The sequence below is a fragment of the Acidocella aluminiidurans genome, assembly GCF_055383125.1.
In genome coordinates this window covers 3,230,694-3,252,535 of record NZ_AP031589.1, presented here as the reverse complement: position 1 = coordinate 3,252,535, position 21,842 = coordinate 3,230,694, and the positions used below count along the sequence as shown (strand labels likewise).

22 protein-coding genes and 2 tRNA genes are annotated in these 21,842 nt (G+C 64.7%); 12 read left to right on the top strand and 12 right to left on the bottom strand.

The genetic code is table 11. From position 1 onward, the window contains the following. Positions 1–13: 13 nt before the first annotated feature. Complete coding sequence (locus ACZ46S_RS16005; RefSeq protein WP_295737156.1) at positions 14–1,009, bottom strand: polyprenyl synthetase family protein; 996 nt, start codon at positions 1,007–1,009, stop codon at positions 14–16. Positions 1,010–1,100: 91 nt separating this feature from the next. On the opposite strand from ACZ46S_RS16005, the gene ACZ46S_RS16000 reads away from it, so the two are divergent. Together ACZ46S_RS16000 and ACZ46S_RS15995 are read left to right on the top strand one after the other, a co-directional pair. After that, on the top strand, positions 1,101–1,832 hold the full coding sequence (locus ACZ46S_RS16000) for a tRNA1(Val) (adenine(37)-N6)-methyltransferase (protein WP_464062552.1): 732 nt from the start codon (positions 1,101–1,103) through the stop codon (positions 1,830–1,832). Between the two features lie 23 nt (positions 1,833–1,855). After that, positions 1,856–2,908 carry an acyltransferase family protein gene (locus tag ACZ46S_RS15995; protein ID WP_464062551.1) on the top strand — a complete coding sequence of 351 codons (1,053 nt, stop codon included), beginning with the start codon at positions 1,856–1,858 and terminating at the stop codon, positions 2,906–2,908. A gap of 3 nt (positions 2,909–2,911) precedes the next feature. Here ACZ46S_RS15995 and ACZ46S_RS15990 read toward each other — a convergent pair whose 3' ends face one another. Beyond that, a complete protein-coding gene (locus ACZ46S_RS15990; RefSeq protein WP_464062550.1) occupies positions 2,912–4,513 on the bottom strand; it encodes a radical SAM protein in 1,602 nt (533 codons plus the stop codon). Positions 4,514–4,607: 94 nt separating this feature from the next. Between ACZ46S_RS15990 and ACZ46S_RS15985 the strand changes: the two genes are divergently transcribed. From ACZ46S_RS15985 to ACZ46S_RS15970, 4 genes are all read left to right on the top strand, one after another. Further along, positions 4,608–5,678, top strand: a complete 1,071-nt coding sequence (locus ACZ46S_RS15985) for an acyltransferase family protein (protein WP_464062549.1) — start codon at positions 4,608–4,610, stop codon at positions 5,676–5,678. Positions 5,679–5,809: 131 nt separating this feature from the next. Then, positions 5,810–7,651 carry a ribonucleoside-diphosphate reductase subunit alpha gene (locus ACZ46S_RS15980; RefSeq protein ID WP_464062548.1) on the top strand — a complete coding sequence of 614 codons (1,842 nt, stop codon included), beginning with the start codon at positions 5,810–5,812 and terminating at the stop codon, positions 7,649–7,651. 85 nt (positions 7,652–7,736) lie between these two features. Beyond that, entirely contained in the window at positions 7,737–8,744 is a 1,008-nt protein-coding gene (locus ACZ46S_RS15975; protein WP_464062547.1) for a ribonucleotide-diphosphate reductase subunit beta, read from the top strand. A gap of 294 nt (positions 8,745–9,038) precedes the next feature. Next, positions 9,039–9,329 (top strand): hypothetical protein, encoded by a 291-nt coding sequence (locus ACZ46S_RS15970; RefSeq protein ID WP_008494469.1) that lies wholly within the window; start codon positions 9,039–9,041, stop codon positions 9,327–9,329. A 112-nt stretch (positions 9,330–9,441) separates the two neighbouring features. Here the strand turns inward: ACZ46S_RS15970 and ACZ46S_RS15965 are convergent, their stop codons facing one another. Next, positions 9,442–10,122, bottom strand: coding sequence for a DUF6134 family protein (locus tag ACZ46S_RS15965; protein ID WP_295737133.1), 681 nt, complete (start codon positions 10,120–10,122; stop codon positions 9,442–9,444). Positions 10,123–10,202: 80 nt separating this feature from the next. On the opposite strand from ACZ46S_RS15965, the gene ACZ46S_RS15960 reads away from it, so the two are divergent. Continuing rightward, positions 10,203–10,724 carry a SixA phosphatase family protein gene (locus ACZ46S_RS15960; RefSeq protein ID WP_295737130.1) on the top strand — a complete coding sequence of 174 codons (522 nt, stop codon included), beginning with the start codon at positions 10,203–10,205 and terminating at the stop codon, positions 10,722–10,724. A 43-nt stretch (positions 10,725–10,767) separates the two neighbouring features. Here the strand turns inward: ACZ46S_RS15960 and ACZ46S_RS15955 are convergent, their stop codons facing one another. The 4 genes from ACZ46S_RS15955 to ACZ46S_RS15940 are packed head-to-tail and all read right to left on the bottom strand — an operon-like array spanning position 10,768 to position 14,009. Continuing rightward, positions 10,768–12,201 (bottom strand): MFS transporter, encoded by a 1,434-nt coding sequence (locus ACZ46S_RS15955; RefSeq protein WP_464062546.1) that lies wholly within the window; start codon positions 12,199–12,201, stop codon positions 10,768–10,770. After that, positions 12,198–12,392, bottom strand: coding sequence for a Trm112 family protein (locus ACZ46S_RS15950; protein WP_464062545.1), 195 nt, complete (start codon positions 12,390–12,392; stop codon positions 12,198–12,200). Before ACZ46S_RS15950 ends, ACZ46S_RS15955 begins: the two co-directional genes overlap by 4 nt. A gap of 6 nt (positions 12,393–12,398) precedes the next feature. After that, positions 12,399–13,058 (bottom strand): LON peptidase substrate-binding domain-containing protein, encoded by a 660-nt coding sequence (locus tag ACZ46S_RS15945; protein WP_464062544.1) that lies wholly within the window; start codon positions 13,056–13,058, stop codon positions 12,399–12,401. Between the two features lie 12 nt (positions 13,059–13,070). Next, entirely contained in the window at positions 13,071–14,009 is a 939-nt protein-coding gene (locus tag ACZ46S_RS15940) for a tetratricopeptide repeat protein (RefSeq protein WP_295737120.1), read from the bottom strand. A 146-nt stretch (positions 14,010–14,155) separates the two neighbouring features. Here ACZ46S_RS15940 and ACZ46S_RS15935 point away from each other — a divergent pair. The 5 genes from ACZ46S_RS15935 to murA all read left to right on the top strand — a co-directional run bounded on the left by ACZ46S_RS15935 (position 14,156) and on the right by murA (position 16,400). Further along, positions 14,156–14,230, top strand: a tRNA-Gly gene (locus ACZ46S_RS15935). Between the two features lie 22 nt (positions 14,231–14,252). After that, positions 14,253–14,327 (top strand) — tRNA-Gly (locus tag ACZ46S_RS15930). Between the two features lie 103 nt (positions 14,328–14,430). After that, positions 14,431–14,595, top strand: a complete 165-nt coding sequence (locus ACZ46S_RS15925) for a hypothetical protein (RefSeq protein ID WP_464062543.1) — start codon at positions 14,431–14,433, stop codon at positions 14,593–14,595. After that, a complete protein-coding gene (dcd, locus tag ACZ46S_RS15920) occupies positions 14,586–15,140 on the top strand; it encodes a dCTP deaminase (RefSeq protein ID WP_008494460.1) in 555 nt (184 codons plus the stop codon). Before ACZ46S_RS15925 ends, dcd begins: the two co-directional genes overlap by 10 nt. A gap of 9 nt (positions 15,141–15,149) precedes the next feature. Further along, positions 15,150–16,400: a UDP-N-acetylglucosamine 1-carboxyvinyltransferase gene (gene murA / locus ACZ46S_RS15915; RefSeq protein ID WP_464062542.1), complete on the top strand. Its 1,251-nt coding sequence runs from the start codon at positions 15,150–15,152 to the stop codon at positions 16,398–16,400. A 229-nt stretch (positions 16,401–16,629) separates the two neighbouring features. Here murA and ACZ46S_RS15910 read toward each other — a convergent pair whose 3' ends face one another. From ACZ46S_RS15910 to ileS, 5 genes are all read right to left on the bottom strand, one after another. After that, positions 16,630–17,487, bottom strand: a complete 858-nt coding sequence (locus ACZ46S_RS15910) for a copper resistance D family protein (protein WP_464062541.1) — start codon at positions 17,485–17,487, stop codon at positions 16,630–16,632. Beyond that, positions 17,487–17,849 carry a copper homeostasis periplasmic binding protein CopC gene (gene copC, locus ACZ46S_RS15905; RefSeq protein ID WP_464062540.1) on the bottom strand — a complete coding sequence of 121 codons (363 nt, stop codon included), beginning with the start codon at positions 17,847–17,849 and terminating at the stop codon, positions 17,487–17,489. The genes ACZ46S_RS15910 and copC overlap by 1 nt, the downstream gene beginning before the upstream one ends. A 78-nt stretch (positions 17,850–17,927) precedes the next feature. Then, a complete protein-coding gene (locus ACZ46S_RS15900; RefSeq protein ID WP_295737105.1) occupies positions 17,928–18,488 on the bottom strand; it encodes a DUF3035 domain-containing protein in 561 nt (186 codons plus the stop codon). Between the two features lie 10 nt (positions 18,489–18,498). Then, positions 18,499–18,987 carry a signal peptidase II gene (lspA, locus tag ACZ46S_RS15895; RefSeq protein ID WP_464062539.1) on the bottom strand — a complete coding sequence of 163 codons (489 nt, stop codon included), beginning with the start codon at positions 18,985–18,987 and terminating at the stop codon, positions 18,499–18,501. Continuing rightward, positions 18,987–21,806 carry an isoleucine--tRNA ligase gene (gene ileS / locus ACZ46S_RS15890; protein ID WP_464062538.1) on the bottom strand — a complete coding sequence of 940 codons (2,820 nt, stop codon included), beginning with the start codon at positions 21,804–21,806 and terminating at the stop codon, positions 18,987–18,989. Before ileS ends, lspA begins: the two co-directional genes overlap by 1 nt. Between the last annotated feature and the right edge of the window lie 36 nt (positions 21,807–21,842).

Here is a 21,842-nt window from a genome sequence, read left to right as displayed (position 1 = left end):
GGGGGTTCAAAAATCAGTGGCTGCGGGCGGTGGTGTAGCGCGCGACCCCGGCCAGGGCGGTGCGGATTTCGCTCTCCGGGAAGACCGCGAGGCGATGCACGGCGCTGTCGATGAACGCATCCGCGCGGGCGATGGTGCGCGCCGTGCAATCATGTTTCTCAATCAACGCCAGCGCGGTGGCCAGATCTTCCTCGGTCTGCTCGCTGGCTTCCAGCGTGCGTTGCCAAAAGCCGCGCTCTTGCTCATCGGCGTCCTGCAGCGCCAGGATCACCGGATAGGTCAGCTTGCCCTCGCGGAAATCATCGCCGACGGTCTTGCCCAGCTGCGCCTGGTTGGCGGCGTAATCCAACGCGTCGTCCACAAGCTGGAAGGCCATGCCGAGATCCATGCCGAAATCGCGCAAGGCGGCGCAATCCTGCGCGCTCGCCCCGGCGATCACCCCGCCCACTTCCGAGGCCGCCGCGAACAAAGCCGCGGTCTTGCCGCGAATGACCTCGAAATAGGTCTCCGGCGTGGTGGAAATATCGTTCTGGGTGGTCAGCTGCAGCACCTCGCCCTCGGCGATGGTGGCGGAGGCGGAGGAGAGGATGCGCAGCACCTCCAGCGAACCATCCTCGACCATCAGCTCAAAAGCGCGGGAGAACAGGAAATCCCCGACCAGCACCGAGGCCTTGTTGCCGAATACCGCATTGGCCGAGGCAAAGCCCCGGCGCAGCAAGGATTCATCCACCACATCGTCATGCAGCAATGTCGCGGTATGGATGAACTCCACACAGGCGGCGAGGTTGACCTGCCGCCCGCCCGTGTAACCACAGAGCTTGGCCGCGGCGAGGGTCAACAGCGGGCGCATGCGCTTGCCCCCCGCCGCGACAATATGCGCCGCCAGCTGCGGGATCAGCGCCACCGGGCTGTCCATCCGCGCCACGATGGCCTCGTTCGTCGCCTGCAGCTCCGCCTCCAGCAGCGCCGTCAAGCGGGCCAGCGCGTCAGTGGTCGGCTCTGTCGTCAAAGGGGTCGCATTGTCCAAAATCAGCGCCCTAACCTATCCAAGCAAATTGCGTTAGCACCATATCAGGCGGGTTGTCGGAAGGGTCAAGCGGGTGGTCGAGGATGAGACGAGTGCGGGCACGCTGCTGGGCGGGCGGCTGGCCTATAGGCAGCTGCGCGCGGGGCATCGCAGCGGCTTCGAGCCGGTGCTGATGGCCGCCTTCTGCCCCGCCCGCCCCGGTACGCGCGTGCTGGAGCTGGGCAGCGGCGCGGGGGCGGCGCTGCTCTGTCTGCGCGCCCGGCTGGGCGGGATCAGCGGCATCGGCATCGAGCGTCACCCCGCCCTCGCCGCCCTGGCTCAGGCGAATTTCACCGAAAATGGCTTTCACGATCTCGCCGCCGTGCAGGCGGATGCGACCCGCCTGCCCTTCGCAGCCCAGACCTTCCAGCATGTGATGGCGAATCCGCCCTGGTTCGCGCCGGATGGCACCCACTCCCCCGATTCCGCCCGCGCCCTCGCCCACCACGCCAGCGAAGGGTTGCTCGCCGGCTGGATCGGCGAGGCGCTGCGGCTGCTGCGCGACCAGGGTAGCCTCACCCTGGCCTTGCCCGCCGCCAGCTTTGCCCAGGCCGCCAGCCTGCTGCGCCCATCCTGTGGCGCCATCACCTTGCTGCCGCTCTGGCCGCGCGCCGGGGAGGCCGCGAAACTGATCCTGCTGCGCGCCCGCAAGGCCAGCCGCGGCCCGGATGTGATCCTGCCCGGCCTGGCATTGCATGACGCGGCCGGCATCACTGCCGCCGCCCAATCCGTGCTGCGCGACGGCGCCGCGCTTGACGCGACCTGACCGCCGCCCCTAACGCCAAACCCATGCAGCGCGCCGCGAACCGTTTTCTCACCCTGGAAATCGCCCGGTTCATCGCCGCCTTCTGCGTCGCCACCGACCATCTGGCCGGGCTCGCCACCCGGAACGGCACCGGCGCCATGCCCTTCGGCTTCTCCCTGCCGCCGATCGCCGCCGTGTTGTTCTTCTTCGTGCTCTCCGGCTTCGTCATCCAGAACGCGCATGGGCGCGATCTCGGCCAGCTCGCCGCCCTGCCGCGCTATCTCTGGCGCCGGATCTGGCGCATCTATCCGCTCTACTGGCTGTCGCTGATCATGCCGCTCTGGTTTCTCTGGCACAGCAGCAGCTTGGCCTATCTGGCGCAGATCATCAGCCTGGCGCCGGTCTCCTCCTTCTCCATGCCCGAAGCCAATCCCCCAGCCTGGACGCTGCGCTTCGAGCTGGCCTTCTATATCGTCTTCGCCCTCACCTTGCTGCCCCGCCTCGGCCGCTGGGCGCTGGGCATCTGGCTGGCGCTGCTGCTACTCTACTGGTTCCCGCATCTGTTTCATGTCGTGGTGCGGCCTTATTTCCACGCCCTGCCGGCCGGCTTCGCCTGGTATTTCTTCGGCATTCACGATCTGCTGTTTCTCTGCGGGGTGGAGGCCGCGACCCTGCTCGCCCGCCGCCCTCTGCCCGGCTGGGGCTTATGGGCGCTGCTCGGGGCTTCGGCGGGGGCGGTGCTGGCCCTGCTCTCCCGCCAGCATTGGGGGTTCGACTATCCCGACCGCACGCTGGAACTCGGCACCGGCATCGCCTTCTCGGGACTGATCCTGGCGCTGACCGGGCTGGAGCAAAGCCACCGCCTCACCCCGCCGCGCTGGGGTGCCGGGCTGGGCGCGATGTCCTATCCGCTCTATCTGATCCATGCCGATTGCGGCGCGCTGGTGATCAAAATGCTGCAAAGGGCTGGGCTGGGGCATGTTCTGTCCGTCCCGGTGCTGTTCCTTCTCGAAATGGCACTCTCGCTCGCCGCCGCCGCCCTGCTCGCCTTTCTGATCGACAAGCCCTTGCAGCGCCTCGCCCGCCGGGTGGTCTGACCCCTATTCCAGCGCCAGACAGGCCGCCAACGGGTCTTCCAGCGCGTTAATGTTGGAGAGCAGATGGATCGCCCGCTCCGGATGCTCATCCTCATCGCCGAGCAGATCGGAGGACACGCTCAGCGTGCCATCCCACAAAATCCGCACATTCAGCGGCCGCGAGACCGGGGCCTGCACCTGCACCCAGCCGCGGCGCTCCGGCGGCTGGGTTGAAGGGGCGGGCGGCGGCGGCGGGGCGTCGCGGTCATAGCCGCGCCCGCCCGGCGGCTGGAACAGCAGCACCCGCTCGGCCGGGAACACGCTCAATTCCTGCGCCAGCCAGCGCCATTCATCGGTGGAGAGAAACTCCGCCTGGCGGAAATCCTGCGGGATCTGCGGCCCGTCGAACGTGTAGCGGATCTCCACCTGCCAGGCCCGCTTCTCCTCCAGCAGGATGCGCGCCAGCCCCGGCAGCTCCCGCAGATTGGCGCGATAGGCCATCAGATTATAGCGAATGCGCGGCGCCCCCGGCTTGCCGGCGAACACCTCCAGCAACAGCGCCAGATTCTCCAGGAAAATCCCCTGGCGCGCGCCCTTGCGCATGCGCTCATAGACATCCTTATCAAAGCTCTCCAGCGAGATATTGATATGATCGAGCCCGGCGCCGGCCAGCGCCTCGAAGAAGTCCCGTGTCTGCCGCTTGGCCAGATTGGTGGTGAAGAACAGCTTGCGCCGATACTCACGCGGCACCAGCGCGATGAAGTCCATCAGCCTCGGATGCAGCGTCGCCTCATGCAGGCAGGAGAGCCAGAAATTCCCGTCCGGCACGTAAGGGATCAGCCGCAAAGCCGCCTGGAAGGTCGCCTCCTCCATCATATTGGTGCGGAAAGTCTCTGAATAATCGTAAACGCAGAACGGGCAGCGCAGATTGCAATTATTGACGATATCCAGCCGCACGCATTGCAGTGGGTGAAATTCCTGGTTCAGCCGGGGCGAACGCTCCACCACATGCGCCGAACCATGCACCCGCACGATCAGCGCCGCGCGCTCCGCCTCGCTCAGTTCGCGGTCGAACAGCACGAAGAAGGCATTCTGCCCATCGCCCAGCCCGGCCTTGCGCAGCATGTCGTTGGTCTGCGCGGCGACATGGCGTTGCAGCAGCACCTCACCCTCCGCCTCCGGCAACAGCAGGTCGATCACCACCCGGCGCGTCGCATCCGCCAGATCCCGCACCCAACCGGCGACATGCCGCGTGCTGCACGCATCGACAAAGCCCTGATACGGCCCCTGCCCCGGCGGATCGGTCCGCAGATTCGGCGCCAGCTCCAGCCGATGCGCCGCCCCTTGCGGACGCACGTAAACCAGATCGCGCTCAGCCTCGCTCAACGGCGGGTTGAAATGCGCCTCGAAGGCATAGCCGCCATCGCCGACGCCGACCTGCACCAGAATTTCGCTGAACCCATCGGCGCGGCCGGAAGCCAGCACGCGCTCGCCGGCATCGCCCGGCAGCACCACCTCATAGGCGAGACGCGCCGTGGCGTCGTTCACATCGCGCAGCCAGCCTTTCACATGCGCGATGCTGCGTTCATCGACATAACCTTGATAAAGCGGGCTCATCGCATTCATGCGGGGACAGTACGGCAAACCGGCCAGCGCGTACAATCGCGTCAGCCCGCCCTGCTTGACGCTCCGCCGGCCTTTGCCGAAAACCCTGGGCAGGATGAACGCTCCCCACCGCCTTGTTCCGGCGAAGCTGCGCACGCTGGAAATCGGCCGCTTCATCGCCGCCAGCCTGGTGATGGCCATGCACCTCATCGGGTTCGCCGGAGGCTATGCGCCGCCAGGGCGGGCGGCGTTGCTGGGCGGTTTCGTACCGCCCGCGGCCTTCGCGGTGCAGTTCTTTTTCACGCTGAGCGGCTTTGTGATGATCTGCGCGCATGGCCAGGAGTTTGGACAGGCCGGGGCCAGCGCGCGCTTCTGGTGGCGCCGGGCGCGGCGCATCTACCCGATGTACTGGCTCTCTTTGCTCCTGGCGCTCTGCGCCCTGCCGGCGGTGCCGGAAGCCGGGCGGATGCTCGGGCTGGCCACGCTCGCCCCGTATTTCACCCCGGATATCGTACCTCCCGCCTGGTCGCTGCGGCTGGAAATCGCGTTTTATCTGCTTTTCGGGCTCTGCCTGCTGCCGCGAATCGGCCGCGCCGTGCTGGTCCTCTGGGTGGTTGGCACGGTGGGCCTCACCTATTGGCCGCATCTGCAGGCGGGCCTCGTGCCGGGGGCGCTGCGCGCGCATGCCGTGCTGTTCCTGTTCGGAACCAATTTCACCTGCTTTCATCTGCAATTCTTCGGCGGCATGCTGGCGGGCTGGCTTTACCAAACCCGCCCCCCCGGCCCGCGCCTGGCCTGGGGCGTGCTCGCGGCCGGTACGGCGGCGCTGTTGCTCTGTCTGCCATTCCTGCATTGGGGCAACGCCTATTACACCCCAGCCCTCGCCCCGGTGCTGGCGCTGGGCTTCGGCGCCGTGGTGCTGGGGCTGGCGGCGCTGGAAAGCGCCGGGGCAATCCGGCCGAGGGCGGCGGCGACGCGGCTGGGGGCCATCTCCTACCCGCTTTATATCCTGCATGGCAGTTTTCTGGCGCTCTTCACCGCCTTCGCCCCGCCCTCGCGCCTGCATCTCGGGCCAGGCGGGCAATACGGCCTGCTGCTCGGGGCGATGCTGGCCATTTACGCGCTCAGCGCCGCCGCCGCCTTTTGCATCGACCAACCTTTGCAGCGCCGCCGCCGGCCCGCCTGAACACGGGCGCGCCCTGGCCCCCAACCCCGGCTCGGAAAATTTCTCCAGACTTGATTTAGTTTAGATTGCGTGCCCGCCCACTATATGTTGTTATGCGCTTCCGTTTTTGACCCTCTGGAGTATCGGCAGCGATGAATATGATGACCAAGCCGGAAGCCCCGCTGCTCGATGATGGCGTGCAGATGCCCGGCCGCTTCAGGGTCAATGTCGATCGCAGCCGCGATTCGCTGCTGACCGATTTCGGCCGCGCCACGCTGGATGACCGCTACCTCCTCCCTGGCGAGGGCTATCAGGACCTCTTCGCCCGCGTCGCCTCCTATTATGGCGACGACCAGGCCCACGCCCAGCGTCTTTACGACTACATCTCCAAAATGTGGTTCATGCCCGCCACCCCGGTGCTCTCCAATGGCGGCACGGATCGCGGCCTGCCGATCTCCTGCTTCCTCAACGAAGCCACTGACAGCCTGGATGGCATTGTCGGGCTGTGGAACGAGAATGTCTGGCTCGCCTCCAAGGGCGGCGGCATCGGCTCCTATTGGGGCAATCTGCGCTCGATCGGCGAGAAGGTCGGGCAGAACGGCAAGACCTCCGGCATCATCCCCTTCATCCGGGTGATGGACTCTCTGACGCTGGCCATCTCCCAGGGCTCGCTGCGGCGCGGCTCGGCGGCGGTGTATCTGCCGGTCTGGCATCCGGAGATCGAGGAATTCGTCGATATGCGCCGCCCCACCGGCGGCGATCCCAACCGCAAGGCGCTCAACCTGCATCACGGCATCCTGATCTCGGATGATTTCATGCGCGCCGTGGAGCAGGACGAGATGTGGGGGCTGCGCTCGCCGAAGGACCATAGCGTGGTGCGCTCCATCTCCGCCCGCGCGCTCTGGATCCGCATCCTCACCACCCGCATCGAGCAGGGCGAGCCGTACATCATCTATTCCGACCATGTGAACGACGCCCGGCCGCAACAGCACAAGCTGGCCGGGCTGGAGGTGAAAACCTCCAATCTCTGCGCCGAGATCACTTTGCCCACCGGCATCGACCAATATGGCAAGCAGCGCACCGCGGTCTGCTGCCTCTCCTCGCTGAATCTGGAAACCTGGTTCGAATGGCACCAGGATGAGCGCTTCATCGAGGATGTGATGCGCTTCCTGGATAATGTGCTGGAGGATTTCATCCAGAAGGCGCCGGATTCGATGGAGCGTGCCAAATATGCGGCGATGCGCGAGCGCTCCGTCGGCATGGGGGTGATGGGTTTCCATTCCTTCCTGCAGGATAATTCCATCCCCTTCGAGAGCGTGATGGCGAAGGTGTGGAACACCCGCATGTTCAAGCATATCCGCGCCCAGGCGGATGCCGCCTCGAAAACCCTGGCGGCCGAGCGCGGCGCCTGCCCGGATGCGGCGGATTACGGGATCGAGGAGCGTTTCTCCCACAAAATCGCCATCGCCCCCACCGCCTCGATCTCGATCATCGCCGGCAATGCCTCACCGGGAATCGAGCCGATCAGCGCCAATGTGTTCCTGCAGAAAACCCTCTCCGGGAGCTTCTCGGTGCGCAACCGCGCGCTGAAGAAGGTGCTCGCCGCGCATGGCTTCGACGACGAGGACACCTGGTCCTCGATCACCGTGAACAAGGGCTCGGTCCAGCATCTGGACTTTCTCAGCCCGCATGAGAAGGACGTGTTCAAGACCGCCTTCGAGCTGGACCAGCGCTGGGTGATCGAGCATGCCGCCGACCGCACGCCCTTTATCTGCCAGAGTCAGTCGATCAATCTCTTCCTGCCGGCGAATGTGAATAAGCGCGATTTGCACCAGATCCATTATCAGGCCTGGAAACGCGGGGTGAAATCGCTCTATTATTGCCGCTCGCTCTCCATTCAGCGCGCCGATACGGTGTCCGAGAAGAAACCCACCGCCGCCCTGAAACCCGCCGAATCCACGGCGAATTACGAAGAATGCCTCGCCTGCCAGTAAGGCAAGGTTTGTTTGTAAATATTTTTGGTGCCGCTTTTTTCAAAAAGCGGCGAAAAACCGACGCCGATTGACTGAAAGCCGCGACATGACCGATCACCCCCCGAAGATGGACCTGCTGACCGAAAACCCGGTCTACAAGCCCTTCCGCTACCCCTGGGCGTATGAGGCCTGGCTGACCCAGCAGCGGGTGCATTGGCTGCCCGAGGAAGTGCCCCTGGCCGAGGATGTGCGCGACTGGCACAAGAAACTCACCGAGGGCGAGCGCAACCTGCTCACCCAGATTTTCCGCTTTTTCACCCAGGCGGATGTCGAGGTGAATAATTGCTACATGAAGCAATATTCACAGGTCTTCAAACCGACTGAAGTGCTGATGATGCTCTCAGCCTTCTCCAATATCGAGACCGTCCATATCGCCGCCTATTCGCATCTGCTGGATACGGTGGGTATGCCTGAGGTTGAGTATCAGGCCTTCCTCAAATACAAGGAGATGAAGGATAAATACGATTACATGCACAGCTTCTCAATGGAGACCAAGCATGAAATCGCCAAAACCCTTGCCGCCTTCGGCGCCTTCACGGAGGGGTTGCAGCTATTTGCCACCTTTGCCATCCTGCTGAACTTCCCGCGTTTCAACAAGATGAAAGGCATGGGGCAGATCATCACCTGGTCGGTGCGCGACGAATCACTTCATTGCGATTCGATCACAAAACTCTTCCTCACCTTCATCTCCGAAAATCCCGAGGTGTGGTCGCAACAATTGCGCCAGGAGCTGTACCAGACCTGCGCCACCATCGTCGATCACGAGGATGCCTTCATCGATCTCGCCTTTGAATTCGGGGCGGTGGAAGGGCTCACCGCCGCCGAGGTCAAGCGTTATATCCGCTATATCGCGGACCGGCGCCTGGCCGGGCTGGGGCTCAACGCGCTCTTTCAGGTGGAGAAGAACCCGCTGCCCTGGCTGGATGAAATGCTCAACGCCGTCGAGCACACGAACTTCTTCGAGAACCGCTCGACCGAATACAGCAAGGCGGCAACCTCGGGCAGCTGGGAGGACGCCTTCGCCGATTTCGATCCCCCCACCACGGGAAGTTGAGATAAATTTTACGATATCGTACTTAAATTTCATTTAACGTCAACCTCTGGATGGAACGATTTTTTTCGTTCTGTTCCAGGGGCTTGTTTTTTCTGTAGCGCGAAGTCTAAATTTCTCTTAAGAATCACGCCGTGGAGAGTTCAACCAACACCTCCTATGAAAGGGAGGTGAATATTGAGAGCCCAGACTTGGCAGACTTCGCAGGACGCTTGACGTACATCATCCCGGCACCGCCCTGCCATCTTTTAAACCGTTAAGTTAACAAAACGTTTTAATATCGGATCGAAACGCACTATGTCAGGTTTTCAAGGCCCCGATGAAGAGTTTGAAGCTGGTGGCGCCCGCGCTTCGGGCGGCACCCCGCGCTATAGCCGGCGTCTCTCGGACAAGATTCTGCTCGCCTTCCATCACGCCTGCGATCAAGGCGATTACGAAATTGCCGAGCAGCTGCTGCGGATTCTCGAATCGATGCTGACCCGGCGCACGGTTCCGCCGGATTCCAACCGTCGCAAGAGCATCGAGAGCCTGGTGGCGGCGCATGAGCGCCTCTGGCACCTGCGCCATCCGGACGAAGCCGTCGCTTAGAGCAATATGCGTTTAGGTTGACGCGCCAGCGTCAGAATAAACACATATTGCTCGCTAAAGCATAAATGGAGCGCGTGGGTGTCAACCCATCTCGCTCTGAGCGGCCGCCCTCTCAGGCGACGTATTTACGGAACATCTCGTAGCCATCGACATGAAAGGCCAGGCCGGACCATTGGTTCTGCTGGTCGTACCAGATGCTCAGATGCAGCTTCCCGGTGACATCGAAACGCTGTGCGAGAATGGTGCCGCCATTCGCGTCCGGCAGTTTGTTCCAGCCTGGCGAGTTCACGATGGCCGGGTAGTGCCGCCCGGTTTCCACGTTCAGGATCATCGCCTGCAGCATGGCGCGGTTCCAGTAGGTGAGCGGCAGCATCGGCGGTGTGCCGGTATATTGATAATCCCCCGCCTTGGTCGCCTGCACCGCGAAGCCGCCGGGAATCGGGCTCGCCTGCACCGAAAGCAGCGTGCCGTTATGGTTCACCTGGCTCTGCAGCCCGACAAACGCATCCCCCCGCCATTGCTCCACGGCATGGCCGCGATAGCGAAACACCGGAATCCCGGCGATGGTCACCACCATATCCGCCTGGATATCGACCTTCAGCCCATCGCCATCCTGGGTGAATGTCATCAACTGTTCACCGATCGGCGAACCATTGCGCAAAATCTGAAACCGCATCTGCCCGCTGGGCGGCACCGGCAGGGCGGAGGCGGCTTGCGCCGGTGCCCAGGGGGCCGCCGTCAACGCCGCCGCCCCCGCCAGAAATCCCCGCCGTTCCAGCCTGCCTTGCATCATGCGCCTTTTGCACTCCGTCCGGTTGATTTGCCGCCTGAGATAGGGGCGACAGCGCTCTTTTACCATGGCACAATCGCGCCATGCATCAGTTGATTCTCCTTCGCCACGCCAAGGCCGAACCACAGGCCGAAGGCCAGTCCGACCATGACCGCGCCCTGACCGAAACCGGGCGCGAGGCGGCACGGCGGGTCGGTGCGGCGATGCGCCGCGCCGGGCTGGCGCCGGAGGTGGTGCTGGTCTCCACCGCCACCCGCACCCAGCAGACGCTGGAAGGGCTGGAGGATGCGACGGTCTGGGATGAATGGCCGAATATCGACCAGCTGCCGCAGCTCTATATGGCCACCCCGCCGCAGATTTTGAACACGCTGCGCGACCTGCCGGAGACGGTGCGCAGCGCCATCGTCATCGGCCATAATCCCGGCCTGCACGAGCTGGCGCTGAGCCTGGCCGGGGAGAGCCGGGCGGATGCCACGCTGGCGCGGATCGATGCCGGCTACCCCACCGCCAGCCTCTCCGAATTCCTGGTGACCAGCAGCTGGCGCCAGCTCGGCCCCGGCGCATCCAGCCTCAAACGCTTCCTGCTGGCCAAGGACCTGACGTAGCGAAGGTTTGGGATCATCCCATCGCGGACCCCAAACCGGTCCCTCACCCCGTCCGATGCCCGGTCAGCGCATCCCCCGCATCGCGCGGCAGCCGCGCGCAAAGCGGTGAGGCCACCAGCGCCACCAGGCTGACCACGATGAAGGCGATATCGTAATCGCTGAGGCTTGGCGTCGTATGCCCGGTCAGGAAACTGGAAATCTCCAGGCTTGCCGCCCCCACCACCACGCCCATCGTCAATGAAAGCTGCTGCACGGTGGTGTAGAGCGTGGTCGCCGCGGACATTCGCGGGCGCGGAATATCGCCATAGGCAATCACGTTATACGCGGTGAATTCCAGTGAACGGAAGGTGCCGGCCACCAGCAGCACCAGCGCCATCAGCCAGGCCGGCCAAGCCGGCGAGAACAGGGCGCTCGCCGCCAGCATCAGCGTCGCCGCCACCCCGTTCCAGATCAGCACCGAACGAAAGCCGAAGCGGGTCAGCAGCTTTGTCGCGGCCGGCTTCATCGCAATCGCCCCGGCGGCGGAGGCGAAGGTGATCATGCCGCTCTGCAAGGGGGTTTTGCCGAAGCCCAGCTGCAGCATCAGCGGCAACAGAAACGGCACCGCCCCCACCGCCACCCGGAAGAAGGTGCCGGCGGTCAGCGAAATCGAGAAGGTCGGCACCCGAAACAGCGAAAAATCCAAAATCGGGTTGGCGGCGTTGCGGGCGTGGCGCCAATAGCCAAGGCACGCCAGAATGCCGAGCAGGAAGGCAAGCAGCGTCCAGGGCAAAGGAATCAATCCGCGCCCGATCGTCTCCATGCCGATCATCAGACAGGCCATCGCCGCACCGGAGAACACCAGCCCCAGACGATCGAGCTGCCCGCCCCGCCCCTCCTCGCGCACATCGGGGATGAACATCGAGACCGCGATGGCGCCTGCAATGCCGATCGGCACATTGATGTCGAACACCCAGCGCCAGGACGCGACGGAGACGATCAGGCCGCCCAAAGGCGGCCCCAGCACCGGCCCGAGCAGCGCCGGCACGGTCAGCCAGGCCATTGCCGCCACCATCTGGCTGCGGCTGACCGAGCGCAGCAGCAATAGCCGCCCCACCGGTAGCATCATCGCCCCGCCCAGCCCCTGCACCACGCGCGCCGCCACCAGCACCAGCAAATTCGGCGCGATGCCGCAAAACACCGAGCCGAGGGTGAAGATGATCACCGCCGCCCGGAACACCTGCCGCGCCCCGAACCGGTCCGCCACCCAGCCCGAGGCCGGCACGAACACCGAAAGCGCGATGAGATAGGAGGTGACCGAAACGCTCATATAAAGCGGGTCGATGTGAAAGCTTTTCGCCATCGCCGGCAGCGCCGTGGTGACCACGGTCGAATCCAGATTCTGCATGAACAGCGCCACCGCGATGATGATCGCCGTGGTGCGCATGCGTTTGGTGGGAACCTCCGGCTCGGCCTCCTGCTCGCTCTCGCTGCTCATGGATCGAGCGGCCTTGCCTCCTCGGCCAGCATGACCGGAATGCCATTGCGAATCGGGTAGGCCAGCCGGGCCTTTTCGCTCACCAGCTCCTGGCGGGTCCGGTCATAGGTCAGCGGCCCTCGCGTCACCGGGCAGACCAGCATTTCCAACAGGCGCGGGTCGATCCCCGGCTCATCCGCTTCAACACTCATCCCACCTCAACTCGCTTTCGGCGTTTTATCCTGCCCCGGCCCGCCATCGAAGGCGTCGATCTCCAGCAAGGCGCGCAGGGCCTGCGCGCGCTGCGCCGCGTCCCGGGCTTCCAGTAAAGCCTGCTTTTCCTCGGGCGAAAACGGGCAAGCCATGCAGAGCGAGGTGACCAGGGCCGCGTCGCTCATCTGGCCGATCGCCTCCCAGTTCGCCTCCACCTGCGCCGCGGCGAAATAGCGGCCCAGCGCATCCAGCAAAATCTGCCGGGGAAAGGGCAGCGGGAGCGGCTCGGGCGACAGATCCGCCGCATAGCCGGCCAGCCCCGCCTGCACCCGCCGATATCCCCGGCGCAAACCCGTCTCCTCGACGATGGTAAAGCGGACCACCCCGGTCAGCGCGATCAGATAGCGCCCGTCATCGGTTTCCTCGAAACTGGAAATCCGGCCCAGGCAGCCGGTGCGGTACAGGCCGGGACCGGTCTCGCCCTGCGCCAGCCGCCTATCCGGCTGCACCATGCCGAAATACCGCCCCAGCCCCAGCGCATCCTCGACCATCGCCAGATAGCGCGGCTCGAAAATATTCAGCGGCAACTGCCCGCCGGGCAGCAGCAGCGCCCCGGGCAGGGGAAACACCGGAAACTCCTCCGGCAGATCCTCAAGGCGGGGCATGATGATCGCCATTCAGCTGAACAGCAGCGCCGAGAGCTTGCGCCGGGCCGCCATCGTCGCCGGATCGTCCATGCCCCAGGCCTCGAAGAATTTCAGCAGCTGCAGCCGCGCCCCGTCCTCATGCCAGCCGCGGTCGCGCTTGATGATCTCCAGCAGCGCCGCCGCCGCCTCGGCGCGGGCGCCGCTGGCGTTCAGCGCCGTCGCCAACTCATAGCGCGCCTCATGATCGTCCGGATTCGCGGCCACACGCTGCTCCAGCCCGGCCATCGCGGATTGCGCCTGCCGGCCTTCCTGCGCCAGGGTCAAAGCCGCCTGCGCGCCGGTGATCTCGGCATGGTTGGCCAAAGCCGCCGGGACCTGGCCCAGCAGCTCCTGCGCCTGCGCCTCTTCGCCCAGCGCCAGCAGCGCCCGCACCAGCCCGCCCCAGGCTTCCGGCTTGTCCTGCGTTTCCTGCAAAGCAGCCCCGAAATATTGCGCCGCCGCCTCGGCCTGGCCCTGCTCCAGCAGCGCCTTGCCCTCGGCGATCAGCGCCTCCCCCGGCGCCGCACTGCCCGCCAGCTTCAGCAGCCCTTCGACGAAGCGCTTCAGCTCGCTCTCCGGCACCGCGCCCGAAAACGTATCGGCGATCTGCCCCTGCCAGAACGCCACCACCGTCGGCACCGATTGCAGCGGCAGCCCCATGCGGGTGAGCTGGCCAACCAGCGCCTGATTCTGATCGACATCGATCTTCACCAGCCGCACCCGCCCGGCCTGCGCGGTCACCACCCGCTCCAGCGCCGGCGTCAGCGTCTTGCACGGGCCGCACCAGGTCGCCCAGAAATCCACCAGCACCGGCAGCTCGCGCGACGCCTCGATGACATCGGCCATGAAATTCGCCTGGTCGCCATCGATGATGAAGGGCGCGGCCCCGGCGGGCTGCGCGCTGGGCGCGTCGTTGAACAGCGTGCTCATGATCTGCTTCCGTCTCAATGTTTCCTGGCTCTTATATATAGGATGCGCTGGCGGCCTCCCACCCCAAAGCGCGACACCCGGCAAAAGCGGTTTTCGCCCGCTTGCAATCCCCCGCGCCTGCCTATAAAGAGCCTCCCACGCCGCGAGCGGGCGTAGCTCAGGGGTAGAGCACAACCTTGCCAAGGTTGGGGTCGAGGGTTCGAATCCCTTCGCCCGCTCCAATTAAAACGGTGTCTGTAGCGCGCGGGCGTAGCTCAGGGGTAGAGCACAACCTTGCCAAGGTTGGGGTCGAGGGTTCGAATCCCTTCGCCCGCTCCAGACAATCCCCGAGACCAATCGCAGCGCGCCAATATTCCTACATTTTCGCAAGACCCTTCGCCACACCCTTGACGAAAACGGGACGAAACGGCTTCTACGTGCCATGAAGGCGCCCACCCCTCCCGCCCGGACCGAGAAAACCGAAGCCGCCCACCGCGCCCGCGCGGAGGCCAAGGCGGCCGCGCTGCGCGCCAATCTCGCCCGCCGCAAGGCCCAGGCCCGCGCCAAACCCGCCGACGACAAGAAGGACGAACCCACATGCCCGTGATGCCCGACCATTGGATCCGCCAACAGGCGATGGAGAAGGGCATGATCGAGCCTTTCGTGGAAAGCCAGAAGCGCGACGGCGTCGTCTCCTACGGCCTCTCCTCCTACGGCTATGACGCCCGCTGCTCGGAGAATTTCAAGGTTTTCACCAATGTCGACTCGGCCATCGTCGACCCGAAAGCCTTCAGCCCGGCCAGCTTCGTGGACCGCACCGGCCCGGTCTGCATCATCCCGCCCAACAGCTTCGCGCTGACCAACACGGTGGAATATTTCCGCATCCCGCGCGATGTGCTGGTGATCTGCCTCGGCAAATCCACCTATGCGCGCTGCGGCATCATCGTGAACGTCACCCCGCTGGAGCCGGAATGGGAAGGCCAGGTGACCATCGAGATCTCCAATACCACCCCGCTGCCCGCGAAAATCTACGCCGGCGAGGGTATCTGCCAGTTCCTGTTCCTCAAGGGCGACAGCCCCTGTGAAATCTCCTACGCCGACAAGGCGGGCAAATATATGGGCCAGCGCGGCGTGTCGCTGCCGAGGATGTAAGCTCAGACCATGGATTCGATTCGCATTACCGGCGGCGTGCCGCTTTCCGGCACCATCGCCATTTCCGGCGCCAAAAACGCCGCCCTGCCGCTGATGACCTGCGGCCTGCTCACCGATGAGCGCCTCGTGCTCTCCAATGTCGCCAAACTGGCCGACATCGCCACGATGTCCGAGCTCCTGGCCCAGCACGGCATCGAGGTGACGCATGCCGGGCGCGACGTCACCCTCGGCGGCAAGATCACCAATACCGAGGCGCCCTACGAGATCGTGCGCAAGATGCGCGCCTCCTTCCTGGTGCTGGGACCGCTGCTGGCGCGGCTCGGCCAGGCCCGCGTCTCGCTGCCCGGCGGCTGCGGCATCGGCACCCGCCCGGTCGATCTGCACCTGAAAGGGCTGGAGGCGATGGGCGCTTCCATCGAGCTCGATGGCGGCTACGTCGAAGCCCGCGCCCCCAAAGGGCTGAAAGGCGCCGAAATCGTCTTCCCCTTCGTCTCCGTCGGCGCCACCGAAAACCTGCTGATGGCCGCCTCCCTGGCCGACGGCACCACGGTGCTGAAAAACGCCGCCCGCGAGCCGGAAATCACCGATCTCGCCAAATGCCTGATCGCCATGGGCGCCAAAATCGAAGGGCTGGAGACCGACACGCTGACCATTCACGGCGTCTCTAGCCTGCACGGCGCCCACCATGACATCCTGCCCGACCGCATCGAGACCGGCACCTATGCCTGCGCCGCCGCCATCACCGGCGGCGATGTGTTTCTGGAAAACGCCCGCGCCGCAGATCTCGGCGCCGTGCTCACCGCGCTGAACGAAGCCGGTGTCATCATCACTGAAGCCGCAAACGGCTTCCGCGTCACCCGCGCCAACGGGCTGCACGGGGTCGATGTCACCACCGAGCCCTTCCCCGGCTTCCCCACCGACATGCAGGCCCAGTTCATGGCGCTGATGACCGTGGCCGACGGCGCCTCGCTGATCACCGAAAACATCTTCGAAAACCGCTTCATGCACGTGCAGGAACTCAGCCGCATGGGCGCCAAGATCAACATCCAAGGCTCCTCCGCCATCGTCCGGGGCGTCAAGCACCTCACCGGTGCCCCGGTCATGGCCACCGACCTGCGCGCCTCCTTCTCCCTCGTCCTCGCCGCCCTGGCCGCGCAGGGGGAAACCACCATCTCCCGCGTCTACCATCTCGACCGCGGCTACGAAGCCGTCGAAGCCAAACTCGCCGCCTGCGGCGCACGGATCGAACGGCTGGTCTGAAGACAGGGAACGGGGCAGCCCAGGGGGCGCCGCCCCCTGGACCCCCGCCAAGGGCCGGAAGGCCCTTGGAACCCACCCGGGTCTGGAAAAGGGAGGGCCATCCCACCGCCAGAGCCGGTCACAGCACCCTGCCGGCCCTCCCTTTTCCAGACCCGAATAGATGGGATCAAAGGGCCTCTCGGCCCTTTGCTGGGGGTTCTAGGGGGACAGCGTCCCCCTAGCCTGCCCCCTACCCCATCTCCATACCCGCCATCGCTGGCGGCGGCAGTTGCATCAGCACGCCGGCGGTGGCGAGGAGGATGAGGCCGAGGGCGATTTCCCAGGCGATGGCGCGGCGCAGGGAGGCGCGGCTGGCGGGCAGGGCTGGGGTGAGGCGGAAGCGATTGCGGGCGGCAAGGATCAGCAACACGGCGAAGAGGGCGGTTTTGAGCAGGGCGGCGGCGCCGTAGCCGGTGGTGAGGAAGGCGCTCAGATGGCGGATCAGCAGCCAATATTGCAGAATCGCGCTGGCCAGGATGAGGGTGACGCAAATGAGGCCGAGGCGGGAATAGGCTTGGGCCAGGGCTTGCGGGTGATCTGAACGGGCAACCGCCAGCGCCAATGAAGGCAAGGTGCCGAGCCAGCAGGCGGCGGCGCCGACATGCAGCAGCGAACAGGCGAGCAGGAGATGGCCTTCGGCACCGCCCATGGCCGCGCCATGGCCGAGCCAGGATTGCGCCAGCACGCCCAGCCCGGCCAGCAGGGCGGCGACACGCCAGCGCCCGGCCTGGGCGCCGAGCATCGCCAGCAGCAGCACGCCCATCCGAGCCAGGGTGAGCCAGCCAAAGCGCGTATAGCCCGCCACCAGCGGCAGCGCCGCGACGACGCTGGCGGGGGTATTGGCGCTGGCGAAATAGGCGGTTTGCAGCCAGAACCAGCCCGCCCCGCCGGCCAGCGCCAGGGCGAATCCGGCCCAGGCCAAGCGTTTGAACCCCGGCAGCGGGCCGAACAGGGCGGCGAAGAAAGCCGTGCCGAAGCCAGCGAAATACCCGGCCAGATGCAGCCCCCGGCAGAGCCCGCGCAGGATCAGCCAGGCACTGTCATCCATCAATTGGTGACGGTGAAGTTGAATTTGCCGTGGGTTTTATGGGTGTCGACCGAGAGCGCATGCCAATCGACGGTATATGTCCCCGCCATCTGCAAATGCAGCTTCACGGTCAGCTCGTTCGGGTGGCCAGGGACAGCCTGCGGCGCGCCCTGCTCGGCATGCATGCCCATGCTGTCCACCACGCTCACTGTGCAGAATTTCGGCTGCACGGCTTCGGTGAAGGTCAGCTTCAAGGCGGAAATGCTGGGCGCCACCTTGGCCCCGGCGGCGGGGTCGGAGGCTTTCAGGTGGGCGTGGGCAAAAGCCGCCGGGGCGGCGGCCAGCATCAGGCCGGTGGCGGCGGCGAACAAGGACAGGCGCATGGATTTCCTCCGAGACGAGATGATCTCGTCTCTAGAGCAAAGCCTCACACGTGGGAAGCTTCGCGTCCCACGGATTGATCAGAACATGTTCAGGAAGCGCTGGAAGATCCCCGGCTGCGCGGTGCTTTCCTGCGGGGTGCTGCCTTTGGTGGCCGGCTCGCCCAGGGCGGCGTTTTCCTGCAGGCGGCGCTGCTCGGCATCCGCATTCACCACGGCCGGCGCGTTCGGGTTGCTGCCCATCAGCTTATCGACAAAATTGCCGGACTTGCTGGCGACGGCGGCATTCTGGTTCACCTCGGCGCGGATATTGCCTTGCGGCGTCGGCCCGGCCTGGTTCAGGAAAGCCTCACCGGCGGGCGAGATCTGCTGGGGCCCGGAGGGCAGCGCGTTGGAGGCGGAGATGATATTCGCCCCCTGCTCGGCGGCATTCACCTGCTGCGTCGGCGGCTGGCCCGGATTCGGGGTTTGCAGCTGGCCCAGCTCCGGCGGCAGCGAGAGCGGCGGCAGCGTGCCGACCTGATAGGCGTCGGGCGGATTGGCTTCCAGCCCGAAGCTCTTCTTCATGTTGTCGCTGCACCCGGCCAGCGCCAGAGCGAGCAGGATGGTCGACGGAACGGCAAGGGCGCTGCGTGTGATCATGGCTGTCTTCCTATCCTCCCCGCTGATCCGCCGCAACAGGCGGCTTGCGGCGCAATTGCTCGATCATCAGCGCGATGACCCCGCAGACGATGGCCGAATCCCCGACATTGAACACCCAGGGATAGGCTAGCGCGCCGATATGCACATGAATGAAATCCACCACCGCGCCGTAGCGCAGCCGGTCCAGCACATTGCCCACCGCCCCGCCGGCGATGGCGCCGACGGCGATGGTCACCACCCAATCCGTCGTGCGCGCCATCCAGATCAGCAGCGCAAGGACGACCGCGCTGGCCAGCACCGCCAGCAGAATCTTCGCGCCAAACCCGGCGAACAGCCCGAAGGTGATGCCGTGATTCCAGACCAGCACCAGATCCAGCACCGGCAGCGGCGAGAGCACCTGGCCGTTCTGCAAATGCCAAACATGCAGCACCGCATATTTGCTCGCCTGATCGGCGGCAAAAACCAGGATCGCGACGATCAGCCCGCTGAGGAAGCGCATCAGCGCAGCTCCTCGACCGCCTCGCAGCAGCGCCGGCAGAGCGTGGGATGGGCGGGATTGCTGCCCACTTCCGGCAGCACTTTCCAGCAACGCTCGCATTTCTGCCCCGGCGCCGTGGCAGCGCCGGCGACATCACCGAACATCGCCCCGGAGGTGATGCAGATTTCCGCCCAGAACGCCTCGCTGCCCAGCTCGCTCGCCGGCTGCGGCAGCAACGCCACCGTCTGCAGCGAGGAGCCGACCTCCTTGGCCGCGCGCATCTTCTCGATCGCCCCGGTCACCTCACCGCGCACCGCGCGGATCTGCGCGAAGCCCTCGGCCAGCGCCTCGTTGCGCCAGGCCTCGGGAGCCGCCTCGAAGGCCTCCAGATGCACCGAGCTCTCCGCCCCAAAGCGGGCCATCCAGGCCTCCTCGGCGGTGAAGGGCAGGGCCGGGGCCAGCCAGGTGGTCAGGCAGCGGAACAGAATATCCAGAAAGGAGCGGCAGGCCTTACGCGTCGCCGCGGAGGGCGCGTCGCAATACAGGCTATCCTTGCGGATATCGAAATAGAAGGCGGAAAGATCGGTGGCGCAGAAATGATGGATGGCGGGATAGACCCCGGTCCAGTCATGCCCCTCCACCGCCGCCTGCAGCTTGGCGTACAGCTCTGCGAGCCGGTGCAGCAGGAATTTTTCCAGATCCGGGAAATCAGCCACCGGCACGCGCTCAGCCTCGGAGAACCCGTCCAGCGAGCCCAGAATCCAGCGCAGGCTGTTGCGCAGCCGCCGATACAGCTCCGCCTGCTGCTTCAGAATCTCCGGCCCGATGCGCAAATCCTCGGAAATATCCGAGTTCAGCACCCAAAGCCGCAGAATATCCGCGCCGTATTTGTCATTCACCTCCTGCGGGGCGGTGACATTGCCGAGCGATTTCGACATTTTCCGCCCCTGCTCATCGAGCACGAAGCCGTCCGTCACAATCGCCTTGAAGGGGGCGGTGCCGCGCGTGCCCACCGCTTCCAAGAGCGAGGATTGGAACCAGCCACGATGCTGGTCCGAGCCTTCCAGATACACATCAGCCGGCCATTGCATCCCCCGCGCTTCCAGCACGAAAGCATGGGTGGAACCGGATTCGAACCAGACATCGACCACGTCAAAAATCTGCTCGTAATTTTCCGGATCATAGTCCGGCCCGAGGAAATCGGAGGCCGGGCGGGCATACCAGGCATCCGCACCTTCCCTGGTGAAAATCTCCACCACACGCTGCACCACCGCCGCGTCGCGCAGCGGCTCATGGCTGCGCTTATCGACGAAAATGGCAATCGGCACGCCCCAGGCGCGCTGGCGCGAGATGCACCAATCCGGCCGGCTCTCCACCATGGCGCGGATGCGGTTGCGGCCGATCTCTGGGACGAATTTGGTCTCGTCGATGGCGGCGAGGGATTTTTCGCGAATATTCTGCGCCCCATCCATGGCGATGAACCATTGCGCGGTGGCGCGATAGATCAGCGGCGCCTTGGAGCGCCAGCTATGCGGGTAGGAGTGCATGAATTCTTCCCGGTGCAGGAGATTGCCGCATTCCTTGAGCGCTTCGCACACCGCGTCAGCCACCTTGTACACGTGCTGGCCCGCGAAGATGGGGACAGATTGATAATAAGTTCCGTCGCCCGCCACTGTATCCGGGACATCAATGCCGTTAGCCTTGCAAAGCGCAAAATCGTCCTCGCCATGGCCGGGCGCCATATGGACGATGCCGGTGCCGGCGTCAGCGGTCACAAAATCGCCGCGTAGAAGGAGGCGATAATCGTTAAAATACCCGCCAGCCGCAGGATGGTTCTTGAGTGGATGCTCGCAACAAAGGAGATCCAGGGAGAGCGTCACATCATCCGGCTGCCCCGCAAATTCGCGCAACGTCGTATGCCCGACGATACCCACATCCGAAACAAACTTCTCCCGCAAGTCTTTGCAAATCAGCAGTTTTTCGCCAACACGCGCCAGAGAAGCTTCCGCAATCGCGTCGACCTGGATCAGGCAATAATTCAGCGTCGGGCCGAACGCGAGTGCCTTGTTGCCCGGGATTGTCCAGGGCGTCGTGGTCCAGATGACCACGGACGCACCTTTGAAATCCCCGCCTTGCCAGATACCCGGCAGAGTTTCCCGGGACGGTGCCATCACGATCGGGAACCGCACCCAGATCGCCGTATCCTTCTTATCGTGATACTCAACCTCGGCCTCGGCCAAAGCGGTTTTCTCCACCGGGCTCCACATCACCGGGCGCAGGCCGCGATAGAGCGCGCCATTCAGCAGGAATTTGCCGATCTCGCCGGCAATCGCCGCCTCTGAGGCGAAATCCATGGTGGCGTAGCGGGCGTCCCAATCGCCCATCACCCCCAGACGCTGGAACTCGGCCGACTGCACATCCAGCCAATGCTGGGCATATTCCCGGCACTGCTTGCGGAATTCCAGCACCGGCACCTGGTCCTTATCCAGCTTCTTGGCGCGATATTGCTCCTCCACCTTCCATTCGATCGGCAGGCCATGGCAGTCCCAGCCGGGGATGTAATCCACGTCCTTGCCGGCCATGGATTGGGCGCGGTTGATGACGTCCTTGTGAATCTTGTTCAGCGCGTGACCGATATGCAGATTGCCATTGGCGTAAGGCGGGCCGTCATGCAGCACGAAGGGGGGCTTGCCCGTCGCGGCCTCGCGCAGCTTCGTCCAGAGCTGCATCTCCGCCCAGCGCTTGAGCATTTCGGGCTCACGCTTGGGCAATTCCCCGCGCATGGGGAAATCCGTGCGCGGCAGGAACACGGTGGCTTTATAATCGGTCGGTTCGGTCATGGGAAAAGATCACCTGGCGGCGTAAGAATGACTCGG